General features: G+C 61.5%; 10 protein-coding genes. 8 read left to right on the top strand and 2 right to left on the bottom strand.

Annotated elements, in window-relative coordinates; translation table 11 throughout:
- Nucleotides 1-247 precede the first annotated feature (247 nt).
- Entirely contained in the window at nucleotides 248-964 is a 717-nt protein-coding gene (locus tag KHU30_RS19145; RefSeq protein WP_211444217.1) for a response regulator, read from the bottom strand.
- Between the two features lie 9 nt (nucleotides 965-973).
- Nucleotides 974-2,383 carry an ATP-binding protein gene (locus KHU30_RS19150; protein ID WP_329956697.1) on the bottom strand — a complete coding sequence of 470 codons (1,410 nt, stop codon included), beginning with the start codon at nucleotides 2,381-2,383 and terminating at the stop codon, nucleotides 974-976.
- Nucleotides 2,384-2,572: 189 nt separating this feature from the next.
- On the opposite strand from KHU30_RS19150, the gene KHU30_RS19155 reads away from it, so the two are divergent.
- The 8 genes from KHU30_RS19155 (at nucleotide 2,573) to KHU30_RS19190 (ending at nucleotide 13,386) form a co-directional block, all read left to right on the top strand.
- Entirely contained in the window at nucleotides 2,573-3,754 is a 1,182-nt protein-coding gene (locus KHU30_RS19155) for an efflux RND transporter periplasmic adaptor subunit (RefSeq protein ID WP_211444218.1), read from the top strand.
- Nucleotides 3,755-3,763: 9 nt separating this feature from the next.
- Nucleotides 3,764-6,907, top strand: coding sequence for an efflux RND transporter permease subunit (locus KHU30_RS19160; protein WP_211444219.1), 3,144 nt, complete (start codon nucleotides 3,764-3,766; stop codon nucleotides 6,905-6,907).
- Nucleotides 6,907-8,310: an efflux transporter outer membrane subunit gene (locus KHU30_RS19165; RefSeq protein WP_211444220.1), complete on the top strand. Its 1,404-nt coding sequence runs from the start codon at nucleotides 6,907-6,909 to the stop codon at nucleotides 8,308-8,310. The genes KHU30_RS19160 and KHU30_RS19165 overlap by 1 nt, the downstream gene beginning before the upstream one ends.
- Nucleotides 8,311-8,427: 117 nt before the next feature.
- Nucleotides 8,428-9,069: a LysE family translocator gene (locus tag KHU30_RS19170; protein ID WP_211444221.1), complete on the top strand. Its 642-nt coding sequence runs from the start codon at nucleotides 8,428-8,430 to the stop codon at nucleotides 9,067-9,069.
- A gap of 197 nt (nucleotides 9,070-9,266) precedes the next feature.
- Nucleotides 9,267-10,124: a hypothetical protein gene (locus tag KHU30_RS19175; protein ID WP_329956698.1), complete on the top strand. Its 858-nt coding sequence runs from the start codon at nucleotides 9,267-9,269 to the stop codon at nucleotides 10,122-10,124.
- A gap of 156 nt (nucleotides 10,125-10,280) precedes the next feature.
- Entirely contained in the window at nucleotides 10,281-10,493 is a 213-nt protein-coding gene (locus KHU30_RS19180) for a hypothetical protein (protein WP_211444222.1), read from the top strand.
- Nucleotides 10,494-10,582: 89 nt separating this feature from the next.
- A complete protein-coding gene (locus KHU30_RS19185) occupies nucleotides 10,583-11,821 on the top strand; it encodes a glutamate carboxypeptidase (RefSeq protein WP_211444223.1) in 1,239 nt (412 codons plus the stop codon).
- A 446-nt stretch (nucleotides 11,822-12,267) separates the two neighbouring features.
- Nucleotides 12,268-13,386, top strand: a complete 1,119-nt coding sequence (locus KHU30_RS19190) for an alpha/beta hydrolase (protein WP_230427476.1) — start codon at nucleotides 12,268-12,270, stop codon at nucleotides 13,384-13,386.
- Nucleotides 13,387-13,457: the final 71 nt, after the last annotated feature.

A 13,457-nucleotide genomic window follows, 5' to 3' on the forward strand; every position in this document is an offset into this window, starting at 1 on the left:
AGTCGACTTTCGCGATGCTTTTTCGCGAAAGTCGACTCTGACCCCACATGACGGATTCGGAGAAAGATAGAACGCGCTACATGGATTTGTTTTCTAACGAGGCGGCATGTACTCCGTAGCCCGCTAAGTGGGGTCAGAGTGAAGTTTCTGCAAAAAGCACGCAGAAAGTTCACTCTGACCCCAGTTAGCTACGCGTGTTAGGCGCGACGAAAACCAGGTTACGGTTTTGTTGCGCTTTACGAAATTCTCAATGGCTTTCGACGATTTCAAACTTGTAACCCACGCCGTAGATGGCGTGGATGACATTGCGGCCGTCGAAAAAGGGCTCCAGCTTGCGGCGCAGGTTCTTGATATGGCTGTCGACTGCGCGGTCGGTCACCGGACGGTAGTCGTCATGCAGCTTGTCCAGCAGCTGGTCGCGCGAGAATACCCTTCCCGGCGTCGCTGCCAACGCTTTCAGCAGCCGGTATTCCTGCGGCGTCAGGCTGAGCGTGACGCCATTGATGCTGGCGCTATGCAACTCCGCGTCGATGTGCAAGGCTGAGGGCGCGGCAGGGGTGTCGCGGCGACGGCGGCGCAGCATCGCCTTGACCCGCGCCACGATCTCGCGCGGACTGAAAGGCGTCTTGCAGATGTAGTCGTCGGCGCCCAGTTCCAGGCCTTGCAGCCGGTCTTCCTCGCCGATCCTGGCGCTCAGCATCAGGATAGGAACATCGCTGAATTCCCGCAGTTGGCGGCAGATCTGCCAGCCGTCGCAGCCCGGCAGCATGATATCGAGCAGGATCAGGTCCGGCATCCTGCCGCGCACCTGCGGCAGGGCCTCGCGGCCGTCGCTGATCCAGCGCGAGGTATAGCCGGCGGCGGTCAGGTAGGTTTGCAGCAGTCCAGCCATTTTCGGCTCATCCTCGACGATCAGGATATCGGCGGAAAGCGGGGCGGAAAACGTGAAGTGATCTGTCGGCATGGTGAATATTCAGGCCAGGCTGGCGGGCAGCCGTATGCTCAGGTGCAGGCCGCCGAGCGCGGAAGCGTCGGCGTTGATGCTGCCTTCATGCGCTTCGACGATGTGCTGGCAGATCGCCAGTCCGAGCCCGGCGCCGCCATGGGCCCGGTTGCGCGAGGCGTCGGCGCGGAAGAAGCGTTCGAACAAGCGTGGCAGCGTTGCCGCCGTGGTGCCGGGCGCGCTGTCGTCGAACTGCAGCAGCCAGCGCTGCTGTTCGCGCTTGCCTGTAATGTTCAGGCGGCCGCCACCGTCGGTATAACGCAGGGTATTTTCCAGGATATTCTTGAATAATTGCTGCAGGCGGCCAGCGTCGGCATGCACCAGCATCGGCTGCTCCGGCAGGTCGATGGCGACAGCCAGGCGATGTTCGCGATAGATGTCTTCGTAAGACTGCAAGCTGGCACGCAGCAGCGCGCCGATATCGATATCGGCCTTGCGATAAGTCAGCGCGCCGGCATCGGCCAGCGATAATTCATATAGATCGTTGACAAGTTTGTTGAGCGCGGCCACTTCCGATTGCAAGGACTTGACAGTTTCCATGCTGGTGTCCAGCAAGCCGTCCTCCATCGCTTCCAGCTGGCCGTTCAGTATGCCCAGGGGCGTGCGCAGTTCATGCGAGACGTCGGCCATGAAGTCGCGCCGCATTTTTTCATTGCGTTCCAGCGTCAGCGCCAGCTGGTTGAAATCGGCGGACAGGCGGCCGATTTCATCTTGCGTCGCCACTTCAACCCGGGTGCTGTAGTCGCCGCCGGCCAGCCGGTGCGTGGCCTTGGCCAGGCGGGTCAGCGGCGACAGCAAGACGCTGGCGATCTTGATGGCAATGAAACCGGTAAATAAAATCGACACCAGGCCGATCAGCAGGTGCGCCAGCAGCTGCTTGTGCTGGAAGCGCTGGTCGATTGCCGTGATCACGCTCTCGAACGGCGTCAGCGCCACCCAGCCGATGATGGCGCCGTCGCGCATCAGGGGGCGCGGCAAGGCATCTGCCTGCATGTCGCGAAAGCCGGCCACGAACTTGCGGTCCGCGTCGAGCAGCGTAAAACGCAGATGGGCGCCGGTCAGGTCGGAACCGGATGGTGCAAAGCGGGATGACGGCGTATCGGAATCGAGCTCAGGGCGAGTGGTGCGCAACAGGTAATGCCAGGCGCCGGGATTGTCCCTCATGAATTGCCAGCTGCCGTGTTCACGGTATGACTGCTCAAGGTGCGGCGTCAGTTCTTCCATCCGCTCTTGCGCCTGCTCATTCAGGTAGCCCAGGAAATCATGGGTGAAACTGAGGCGCGCCACCACGCTCATGGCGACAATCACAGCTACCGCCATGGCCAGCATGGCGTAGAAAAGTTTTAGTCGGATGCTGGTTCCGGGCAGGATGAGGCGCACGGCAGGGTCCTTGGCGGCTGGTCGATTTGCGGCTTAGGGTAGCAAGGAAGTGAAGTCTTGGGAAGATTTTCAGGACTATCTGCTTCCTCAATATTTCTCCACATTTTGTCCTTACCATGGCAGATCCGATGAATTCTTAGATCGTAGCCATGCCTCGGCGCAAGTTGAGTGGGCGGCTGCGACCCCGCCATGCTACCTGGAAAATCCCTGTTGAAGCTGATGCTGTCGCCGTTGCTGGCCGCTGCCGTGCTGGGCGCCTGCTCAAAATCCATCGACGTGCCGGCGCCGAAAGCCGCGGCCGAAGTCGGCACTGTAACCGTGCAGCCGGAGCCGCAGTCGGTGTCGATCGAGTTGCCTGGACGCACTGTCGCCTATCTGAGCGCAGATATACGGCCGCAGATCAGCGGCATTATCCAGCGTCGCTTGTTTACCGAAGGGGCGGATGTCAAGCAAGGGCAAGCCTTGTACCAGATCGATCCAGCCGCCTACCAGGCTGCTTTTGACAGCGCCAGGGCTTCGCTGTCGAAAGCAGAAGCGACATTGCGCGCCTCGAAACTGAGAGCGCAGCGTTACATGGAGCTGAACAAGATAGATGCGGTCAGCAAGCAGGATAACGACGATGCGCAAAGCGTGCTGAGCGAAAATCAGGCCGCGCTGGAAGTGGCGCGCGCGGCGCTGAAGACGGCGGCCATCAATCTTGAGTTCACCCGCATCGCGGCGCCGATCTCGGGCCGCATCGAAACCTCGACAGTCACGCCGGGGGCGCTGGTGGTGGCGCAACAGAGCGTCGCCTTGACCACCATACAAAAAATCGATCCGATCTATGTCGATGTGACGCAGGCTAGCGTCGACGTCCTGCGCTTGCGGCGCGAACTGGCCAGCGGCAACATCAAGGCAGTCGGCCGCGACGAAGCGCCGGTGCGGCTGGTGCTGGAAGACGGCAGCGTCTATGCGCAGCCGGGCAAGCTCAAGTTCAGCGGCCTGAGCGTCAACACCGGCACCGGCATGATCACTTTGCGCGCCGAATTCCCGAATCCGGACGGCATGCTGCTGCCGGGCATGTATGTGCGGGCTCAGCTGGAGGAAGCGGTCGACCAGGCCGCCATCTTGGTGCCGCAGAAGGCCGTCACGCGCGACCCCTTGGGCGCAGCCACGGCCCTGATCCTGAACGATGCCGGCAAAGTCGAGCGGCGCGCACTGACGGTGGGGCGCGCCATCGGCAACCGCTGGTGGGTGAGCGATGGCTTGCAGGCGGGCGACAGGGTGATCGTCGACGGCCTGCAAAAAATCAGGATTGGCGATAGCGTACGCGCCGTCGATATGAGCGCGCCGCCGCAGATGCAGCAGACGCCGCGGATCAGCGCGCGTTAAGGGAGGATCATGGCGCACTTCTTCATCAACCGGCCCATCTTTGCATGGGTCCTGGCCATTGTCATCATGCTGGCCGGCGTGATCTCTATCGTCTCGCTGTCGCTGGAACAGTATCCCGACATCGCTCCGCCTAAGGTCAACATCCGCGCCAACTATGCCGGCGCATCGGCCAAGACGCTGGAAGATTCTGTCACGCAGGTGATCGAGCAGCAAATGAAAGGCCTGGACAACCTGGAATACATGGCGGCCTCCAGCAGTTCTGCCGGCAGGAGCAACATCACCCTGAATTTCAAGGCCGGCACCAATCCGGATGTGGCGCAGATGCAGGTGCAGAACAAGCTGCAGCAAGCCAGCTCCCGGCTGCCGCAGGCAGTCCAGAGCACCGGCGTGACGGTGACCAAGGCCGCCAGCGACACCCTGATGATCGTATCGCTGGTCTCGGACGATCCCAAGGTCACGGGAGTGGATATCGGCGACTTCATCAGCAGCACGCTGATTGACCAGATCAGCCGGGTGGAGGGCGTCGGCGACGTCACGGCTTACGGCACCAACTACGCGATGCGCATCTGGCTCGATCCCGCCAAGCTGTATAAATACGCGCTGATGCCGTCCGATGTCAGCCGTGCGCTGGAAGCGCAGAATGCGGAAATCTCGGCCGGCCAGCTGGGCGGATTGCCAGCCATCCAGAGCCAGCAGCTGAACGCCACCATTACCGCCCGCAGCAAGCTGAGCACGCCGGAGCAGTTTCGCCAGATCGTGGTGAAATCCGCCAGCGACGGCGCGGTGGTGCGGTTGCAGGACGTGGCGCGGGTGGAAATCGGCGCCGAAAGCTACGATGTCAAGGCCCAGCAGAACGGCAGGCATTCCGCGGCGCTGGCGGTGCAGCTGGCGTCCGGCGCCAACGCCCTGGAGACTTCCAAGGCTGTGCTGGCCAAGATGCAGGAGCTGGAGCCGTATTTTCCGCCGGCGTTGAAACTGAGCAGCACCGTCGGTTACGACACCACGCCGTTCGTGCGGGTCTCCATCAAGGAAGTGGTCAAGACCTTGCTGGAGGCGATCGTGCTGGTGGTGCTGATCATGTACCTGTTCCTGCAGAATCTGCGGGCCACCTTCATCCCGGCGATCACGGTGCCGGTGGTCTTGCTCGGCACCTTCGGCGTGCTGTCGCTGTTCGGCTACTCGATCAATACCCTGACCATGTTCGGCATGGTGCTGGCGATCGGGCTGCTTGTGGATGACGCTATCGTAGTGGTGGAAAACGTCGAACGGCTGATGGCGGAGCAGGCGCTGAGCGCGAAGGAAGCGACCCGTAAAGCGATGTCCGAGGTCAGCGGCGCGCTGGTCGGCATCGCGCTGGTGCTGTCCGGAGTATTCATTCCGATGGCGTTCTTTGGCGGCTCGACCGGCGTGATCTATCGCCAGTTTTCCGTCACCATAGTTTCCGCCATGAGCTTGTCGGTGCTGGTCGCCTTGACCCTGACGCCGGCGCTGTGCGCCACCATGCTCAAGCCGCATGTCCACGGCCAGGCTGCGCGGAAAGGCTTCTTCGGCTGGTTCAATCGCACGTTTGAACGCAATGCAAGGCGTTACCAGTCCGGCGTCGCTGGCGTGCTGGGGCGCGGCCGCCGCAGCCTGCTGACCTATGCGCTGATTGTGGCAGCGATGGCGGTGTGCCTGATGCGCCTGCCGACCTCTTTCCTGCCGGATGAAGACCAAGGTGTGCTGAATGCCCAGGTCCAGCTGCCGGCGGGCGCCACCGAGGGGCAGACCACGCAGGTCATGCGCACCGTGCAGCAGTATTTCCTGAAGCAGCCGGAGGTAATCGACGCCTTGCTCTCGATTACCGGTTCCGGCTCGGGCGGCAATAACCAGAACGTCGGCCGCGCCTTCATCAAGCTGCAGGATTGGGGGCAGCGCAAGGAAAAATCCCAGGGCGCGGCCGAGATTGCGCGCCGCGCCAACCGGGATCTGGCAAAGATACGCGACGCCAGGATTTTCGTGACCCTGCCGCCGGCGGTGCGCGGCCTCGGCCAGAGTTCCGGTTTCGATGTGCAGATGAAGGATGTCGGCGGCGTCGGTCATGAGGCGCTGATGCAGGCGCGCGACGAGTTTGTCGCCTTGGCCCGCAAGAGCGACAAGCTGGCCAATGTGCGCACCACAGGCCTCGACGACGGGCCGCAGTTCCGCGTCGATATCGACGACAGCAAAGCCGGCGCGCTGAGCTTGAGCACGGCGGACATCAATTCCACCATGTCGACCGCGATGGGCGGCGCCTACGTCAACGATTTCCTCAACAACGGCCGCGTCAAACGCGTCTATGTGCAGGGCGATGCGCCGTTCCGGATGCAGACGGATGACCTCGGGCTATGGCATGTGCGCAATTCCGCCAACCAGATGGTGCCGTTTTCCGCTTTTACCAGCGCCAGCTGGAGCTATGGACCTTCCTTGCTGGAACGTTACAACGGCGTTTCTTCCTTCGAGATCGTCGGCGAGCCGGCGCCAGGCGTCAGTTCCGGCGCGGCGATGCAGGAAGTGGAGCGCATCATGGCGCAGATGCCGCCCGGGATAGGCTATGAATGGACTGGCCAGTCCTACCAGGAACGCCTTTCAGGCTCGCAGGCGCCGCTCCTGTATGCAGCTTCCATCCTGTTCGTATTCCTGTGCCTGGCGGCGTTGTACGAAAGCTGGTCGGTGCCGTTCGCGGTGATCCTGATCGTGCCGCTGGGGATCATCGGCACCGTGCTGCTGACCTCGGCCAGCGGCTTGTCCAACGATGTCTATTTCCAGGTCGGTCTGCTGGCCACGGTCGGCCTGTCTTGCAAGAACGCGATCCTGATCGTTGAATTCGCCAAGCAGTTGCACGAGTCTGGCAAGTCGCTGCTGGAGGCGACGCTGGAAGCGGTGCTTCTGCGCCTGCGGCCTATCCTGATGACTTCGCTGGCATTCATGTTCGGCGTGCTGCCGCTGGCGCTCGCCAGCGGCGCCGGATCGGCCAGCCGGCGGGCTATCGGCACCGGTGTCCTGGGCGGGACGATTTCGGCGACGCTGCTGGGAATTTTCTTTACCCCCTTGTTTTACTATCTGATCTGCCGCCTGGTGCAACAGCGCCGCGGCGCAGTAGCAGCGGCAGAGCCGCAAAAGGCAGGTGAGTGATGCGCAATACTACATGGATAGCTGGCCTTGCGATCCTGCTCGGCGGTTGCGTCAACCTGGCGCCCGACTATGCGCGGCCGGCCGCGCCGGTGCCGTCCGCATGGTCGCATCATGCAAGCCAAGGGACGACGCAGGACGCCGCCGATGCGCTTGACTGGCGCAGCTTCATCATGGATGCCCGCCTGCGTGAAGTCATCGCGCTGGCGCTGGCGAACAACCGCGACTTGCGGGTCGCTGTCCTGAGCATCGAAAAAGCGCGCGCCCGATACCGGATCCAGGATGCATCCAGATATCCGTCGCTCGGCGTCGCAGCCGGCAGCAACATCGCACGCACGCCGGCCGACCGTGCCAGCGGCAGCGCCGCGACTATCTCGCGCAACCAGAACGTGCAGCTGGGCTTCAGTTCCTACGAGCTGGATTTTTTCGGGCGGCTGAAAAACCTCAGCACAGCTGCGCAGGCGTCCTATCAGTTCAATGTGGAAATGCAGCGCAGCGTGCAGATCAGCCTGGTGGCGGAAGTCGCCGGCGCCTGGCTGACGCTGGCGGCTGACAATGAACGCCTGCTGCTGGCCAGGGATACCTTGAAGAGCCAGCAGATTTCTTACGACCTGAGCCAGCGCAGCCACGCAATCGGTTCTACTTCCGGCCTGGACTTGTCGACGGCGCAAGCCAGCGTCGAAGCAGCGCAGGTGGATCTGGGTGAATTCACCAGTCGCGTGCAGCAGGATTTGAATGCGCTCAACCTGCTGGCCGGCACCGCCGTGCCGGCGCACTTGCTGCCGGACAGTGTCCCGCAAGCGTCGGCAGAGCTGCTGGCGACGCCTGCGGAGCTATCGTCGGACCTGCTGCTGCAAAGACCTGATGTGCTGGCGGCCGAACAAAGCCTGATTGCCGCCAACGCCGACATCGGCGCGGCGCGCGCGGCATTTTTCCCCAGCATTACGCTGACGGCCGGCGGCGGCGCCGCCAGCAGCAGCCTGGCCGGCTTGTTCAAGCCGGGCAGCGGCGCCTGGAGCTTCCTGCCGTCGATCAATATTCCGATTTTCAATGCCGGCCGCAATCGCGCCAGCCTTGATGCCGCAAAGGTGAGCAAGGAAATCGAGATCGCCAATTATGAAAAGGCGATCCAGGTCGCCTTCAGGGAGGTCGCCGACGCGCTGGCCGAGCGTGCCACGCTGTCTCAGCGCCTGGGCGCTCAGCAACGCCTGGCCGACGCTTCGGCCAGGAGCTATCGCCTGTCGGAGGCGCGCTACCGCAGCGGCATCGACAGCTATCTGAATTCGCTGGTGGCGGAACGTAGCTGGTATGGCGCACGGCAAAGCCTGATTTCCTTGCGCCTGCTGGAACAGAACAACCGGATCAATCTCTACAAGGTGATGGGAGGAGGCTGGAGCAGCTCCTGACGCACCGGATGAGATCGTGATAGGCTTCCATGTCGATGCGAGGTGCGCGGTTCTTCATTGAACCGGGCCGGATCGGCCTACGAATTGTCGACTATTCCGAACCCGAAAGCCCGTGCGATGAATACCCAGACTATCCTTACCTTCACCGCGATGGCGGCCCTGTCCATCCTGAGCCCCGGACCGTCCATCCTGCTCAGCCTGCGCAACGGCGCGACCTACGGCCCGCGCTCGGTGATGTGGTCCGGCCTGGGCAATATCTCCGGTGTGTTTTGCCTGTCGACCGCGGCGATACTCGGCCTTGGCGTCCTGCTCAAGTCGTCCGCGCTGGTGTTCGGCGTGGTCAAGCTGATCGGCGCCGGCTACCTGTTCTATATCGGCGTGCGCCATTTGTTCGGCCGCGGCGCCGTGCTGGCCGTCGAAGCTGAAGCGGGCAAGGAAGAAGTCCCGCCGAAGCGCCGCCAGCTGTATGGCGAAGCATTCCTGACAGCGGCCACCAATCCCAAGGCCGTGCTGTTCTTCACCGCGCTGTTCCCCCAATTCATCAGCGCCAAGACCGCCTTGCTGCCGCAGTTCCTGATCCTGATGACGATCTTCATGACGATCTCCTACAGCACCCACCTGAGCTACGCTTTCATCGCTTCGCGCGCTCGCGGCATGCTGGTCAAGCCCTTGTTCGCCAAATGGCTCAGCCGCTTCGTCGGCGCCGCTTTCATTGGCTTTGCTTCACTGTTGCTGACGTTGCGGCGGCAGGCGGTATAAACACGAGCTCCAGGCGAGGAGGACGCCTGGCTTGCCGCAGGATGCTGCCTGCATTTGGCCAATTATTGAACTGATAGAATGACGCTCGTCACTATTGGAGCCGATATCTCATACCTATGAATTCCCATTTCAAACACCTGTTGCTATGTGCCGCCGTTTCTTTGCTGCCGCTCGCGCATGCGAATGCCGATACTACAGTGCGGTCCATCGATCAGGTGCGCGGTGCGATCAAGAACCGCGATGCGCGCGCCGCCTTCGACCGCGAAATGAGCGGTGCGCCGGCGCCGGACGGTTTCGGGGTCCGGTTGCCGCCGGGTTTCAGCAAGAGCTTGTTGGCAGCGCAACTGGCGCCTGGGAGCGACCCGGCGCGTGTGGTGCTGGCCGGCGCCAAGCCGTGGCCGCAGCGGCCGGGCTGGTATGTGGCGGTGGTATGCCTGGCGGCTTCACCCGCACAAGCGGCGCAGGCCCTGCAGTATCAGGCATCGTCCTGCGACGGTTTCCGCGACGGCCAGGACAATGAAATCCGGTTTGGCGTCTTCGAGCGCAGTGGCGAGGCGGAACCGCGTCTTATCGCCAGGACTGAGGAAGCCGTCGCAGTGCCTACCGACTGGGGGTCGACCAATATCGACACCCCGCAAGCGATTGGTTCGGAAGACGGCAAGGGGCCGGCAACCGGCCTGCCGGACAACTGGCAGCGCTTCGATCTCGCTCCCTACTTGCTGCGCGAGGGCGACTACGCCTTCGGTGTGCGGGCCGGATGGTTCGAAGGCTATGCCGGCGGCGGGGCTTCGTTCGAAGCCTTGTACCTGTTCCACATCGACGGCAAGTCGCTGCGGGTTGTGTTTGCCCAACCTATGCTGTTCAACAAGATGATCGCCGGCGACTGGCATAAGGACGGCACCCGCAGCCACGACATTTATTACGGCAGCAACTCACTCAGTGTCCTGCCAGGCATGAGCGATGGCTTCCATGATCTCCAGTTGCGCGAACAGCGCGGCAAGTGGCGCCAGACCTTGCGCTGGTCGGAAAGCATGAAGGCTTACGAGGTGCAGTGAGCAGCCGGGAATTCCGGGTTCGGACAAGAAGCATCAAAGACAAATCCGGGAAAATATGTCACTGTAAGGCGCAAGCGCGATTTCATGTCTGCGTGCCGCCGTGAATTGGCGACGCGTCGGCAGCACGGCGAAATTTGAACCGAAGCAGGGGAGACTATGAAGCTGACATATTGGGTAGCCGCAAACCTGGAAGGCGACAAGACCGACGCCATCATTGCCAGGACCAAACACGACTGCGAACAAAAAATCCTCGCCTACGGCAGTCCGGCGGAGTATGCCCCGCCAGTAAAAAAGTCCTTCCTCTACGAAGACGTATTCGACCTGTTCGAGATGGCCACGGCCAAGGACGGCGGGCGCGGCATGGGTTAGCGCCTCTGTGCGCCAGCGACTGGCGCGGCCTTCCGCCGGACAAGCTATCGCACTTTCGGTCACGTCAATAAAATAATATTGGAGACACCATGAGAAAAAATGCCATGCTTACATTGCTGGCGGCAGCGTCATGCTTCATCTGCACGACCGGCTTCGCGCAAACAGACAATGCACTGATGGCCGCCGCCAACAAGAAGAAGCCGGATTTCGTGCGCGACCTCGCCACCCTGGTGAACATCGATTCCGGCACCGACGACGCCAAGGGCCTGGGACAGGTCGAGACTTTCCTTGCACAGCGCCTCAAGGATCTCGGCGCCAAGGTCGAGATTGTCGCCGCGCCGCCCTCGGCCGGCAAAATGGTGCTCGGCGTCCTGCAAGGCAAGGGCACGAAAAACATCATGCTGATGATTCACTTTGACACCGTGTTCGGCGTGGGCGAAGCCGCCAAGCGGCCGTTCAGGGTCGAGGGCAGCAAGGCCTTTGGTCCCGGCGTTGCCGACGCCAAGGGCGGCGCCCTGATCGTGCTGTATGCGGTCGACCTGGCGCGCGAGCGCGGCATCGATGGCTACAAGACCCTCACCGTGCTGTTCAATCCGGATGAAGAAAAGGGTTCCGCGGGTTCTCGGGAAATGATACGCAAGCTGTCTGCCGACCAGGACTACGTGCTGATCTATGAACCGCCTGAAGCCGAGCGCGTGACCGTCTCCACCAACGGCATCGCCCACGTCAACCTGAGCGTCAAAGGCCTGGCCTCGCACGCCGGCTCGGCGCCGGAAAAAGGCCGCAACGCCGCGGTTGAAATCTCCAACCAGATCGTGCAATTGAAAGACCTGGGCGATGCAGCGAAGGGCACCACCGTCAGCTGGACCGTCATACAGGCCGGCGACAGGGCCAACATCATTCCCGACAAGGCCAGCGCCATCGCCGACATGCGCATGTCCGACCTGAGCGAAATCGCCCGGGTACAAGCCGATGCCGACAAGATCGTGCAGAAGAAACTCATCCCCGGCACCGAGGTCAGCGTCAAGGTCGAATACGGCCGGCCGCCGTTCAGCAAGAATCCGGCCAGCGATCGCTTGGCCGCCGTCGCCGATCGCATTTATCGAGAGCTGGGCAAGACCATCGTCCCGGTCGGCATGCGGTATGGCACCGATGCCGGCTTCGCCTACAACCCCAAGAGCGGCAAGCCGGTGGTGCTGGATGGCATGGGCATTGTCGGCGACCGTATCCACTCGTCCGATGAATGGGCTGACCTCGACAGCGTGGCGCCACGGCTTTATCTCACGACGCGCTTGCTGGAAACTTTGGCGAAGCCGGATAGCGAATAGGCGGTGAGAGGCTGGCTATAGGATTGTCAAAGCCGTAACCCTGTTTTTCGTCGCGCTTAACACACCAAGTTAGCGGGCCACGAAGTACATGCCGCGTCCATATGAACACCTCCGATTTGCAAGGTTTTCGTATGTGCCGATGAACAGGATGGGTTGCAGTTCTATATCCGGCCTTATTGCAGCCTGATGCGCTGGGGCCGTCAGGAATACCTTGTTTGATCCTCCCCGCCGAGATCGCTTTCGCGCGCCTAAAAAATGCAATCCGTCGCCTCCCCAAGCAGTTCATCCATGGAAAACAGCAGGCCGGAATAGCGCCGATTGACTGTCCCTGATCCCTTATTTACCATGCCGCTTAGTCTGTTAGCGGTGCTGCGGGCACCGCGCAAACGACATGACCCGAAAAAAATACCATTGACCACCAATCTGGAGCGACAGGGACTATGAACATGTTTGGGAAAAAAATCGCAAAATTATTGATACCGTTTCTGATTCTGGCGACAGCCGCCGCCGGCAGCATGGGCAAAGAACCAGAAGGCCGTGAAATCGTCGCCGACCTGGGAAAGATCGTCAATCCCCAGGGCGTGCAAGAGAACTACAAAGTGAAGATCGGCGGCGTCGATCAATGGCTGTTTGTGCGGGGGCAGGACCGCGACAATCCCATCATCCTTTTCATCCACGGCGGTCCGGCATCGCCCAGCGCGCCTACGATGTGGATGTACCAGCGCCCGATCGAGGAATACTTCACCGTCGTCAACTACGACCAGCGCGCTTCCGGAAAATCCTTCCTCGAAGCCGATCCAGACGCTGTGCGCGGCAGCCTGCACATCGACCAGTATGTGAATGACGCCATCGACATCGCCCAATATGTCAGCAAAAAATATGGAAAGAAAAAGGTGATCCTGGCCGGCCACAGCTGGGGCACCATCGTCGGCATGAAAGCCGCACTGGCGCGGCCCGACCTGTTCTACGCCTATGTCGGCATCGGCCAGGCGATCAACGTGCGCGAGAACGAGCGCATCAGCTTCGAATTCGGCCTGGCGCAGGCGCGGAAAGAGGGCAACCAGGCTGCCGTGAAGGAAATGGAAGCCATCGCTCCCTATCCCGGCACCCAGCCGATCACCCGCGAACGCATCATCATTGCGCGTAAATGGGCGCAGCACTACGGCGGCCTGGCGGCTTACCGGAGCGACTTCGGCTACTACTTCAATGCACCGCTGCTGTCGCCGGAGTACGACCAGAAAGCGACCGCGGCCATTGACCAGGGCAATATGCTGACGCTGGGGGCCGTGCTGCCCGAGTTTCTCGAAGTCGATCTCAAGCCGGTAGTCAAATTCCCGATACCGGTCATCATGTTCATGGGGCGGCACGACTACACCACGCCATCCCAGCCAACCGAGGAGTGGCTGAAGAAAGTGGATGCGCCTTACAAGAAGGGAATCTGGTTCGAGCACTCCTCGCATCTGGTGCAGTTCGAAGAGCCCGGGAAGATGCTGCTGAGCTTGCTGACCTATGTGCGGCCGCTCGCAACGGACAACGCTGTCGAACTGCCAAAATCATCGCCTTGAGCGTCGCCGCAGCGAATTTTTCTGGTCAGACGTAAGGCAAGGCTGGCCTGCCTGGAAAAGGAAATACCGGA

Origin of the sequence: Collimonas humicola, from assembly GCF_018304945.1 — a bacterium.
Taxonomy (GTDB): domain Bacteria; phylum Pseudomonadota; class Gammaproteobacteria; order Burkholderiales; family Burkholderiaceae_D; genus Collimonas; species Collimonas humicola.

What these genes read in the sequence shown, in the direction of transcription:
- KHU30_RS19185 (WP_211444223.1), top strand. Translation starts at nt 10,583, where the DNA reads ATGAGAAAAAATGCCATGCTTACATTGCTGGCGGCAGCGTCATGCTTC.
- KHU30_RS19160 (WP_211444219.1), top strand. Translation starts at nt 3,764, where the DNA reads ATGGCGCACTTCTTCATCAACCGGCCCATCTTTGCATGGGTCCTGGCC.
- KHU30_RS19155 (WP_211444218.1), top strand. Translation starts at nt 2,573, where the DNA reads ATGCTACCTGGAAAATCCCTGTTGAAGCTGATGCTGTCGCCGTTGCTG.
- KHU30_RS19165 (WP_211444220.1), top strand. Translation starts at nt 6,907, where the DNA reads ATGCGCAATACTACATGGATAGCTGGCCTTGCGATCCTGCTCGGCGGT.
- KHU30_RS19145 (WP_211444217.1), bottom strand. Translation starts at nt 964, where the DNA reads ATGCCGACAGATCACTTCACGTTTTCCGCCCCGCTTTCCGCCGATATC.
- KHU30_RS19190 (WP_230427476.1), top strand. Translation starts at nt 12,268, where the DNA reads ATGTTTGGGAAAAAAATCGCAAAATTATTGATACCGTTTCTGATTCTG.
- KHU30_RS19180 (WP_211444222.1), top strand. Translation starts at nt 10,281, where the DNA reads ATGAAGCTGACATATTGGGTAGCCGCAAACCTGGAAGGCGACAAGACC.
- KHU30_RS19170 (WP_211444221.1), top strand. Translation starts at nt 8,428, where the DNA reads ATGAATACCCAGACTATCCTTACCTTCACCGCGATGGCGGCCCTGTCC.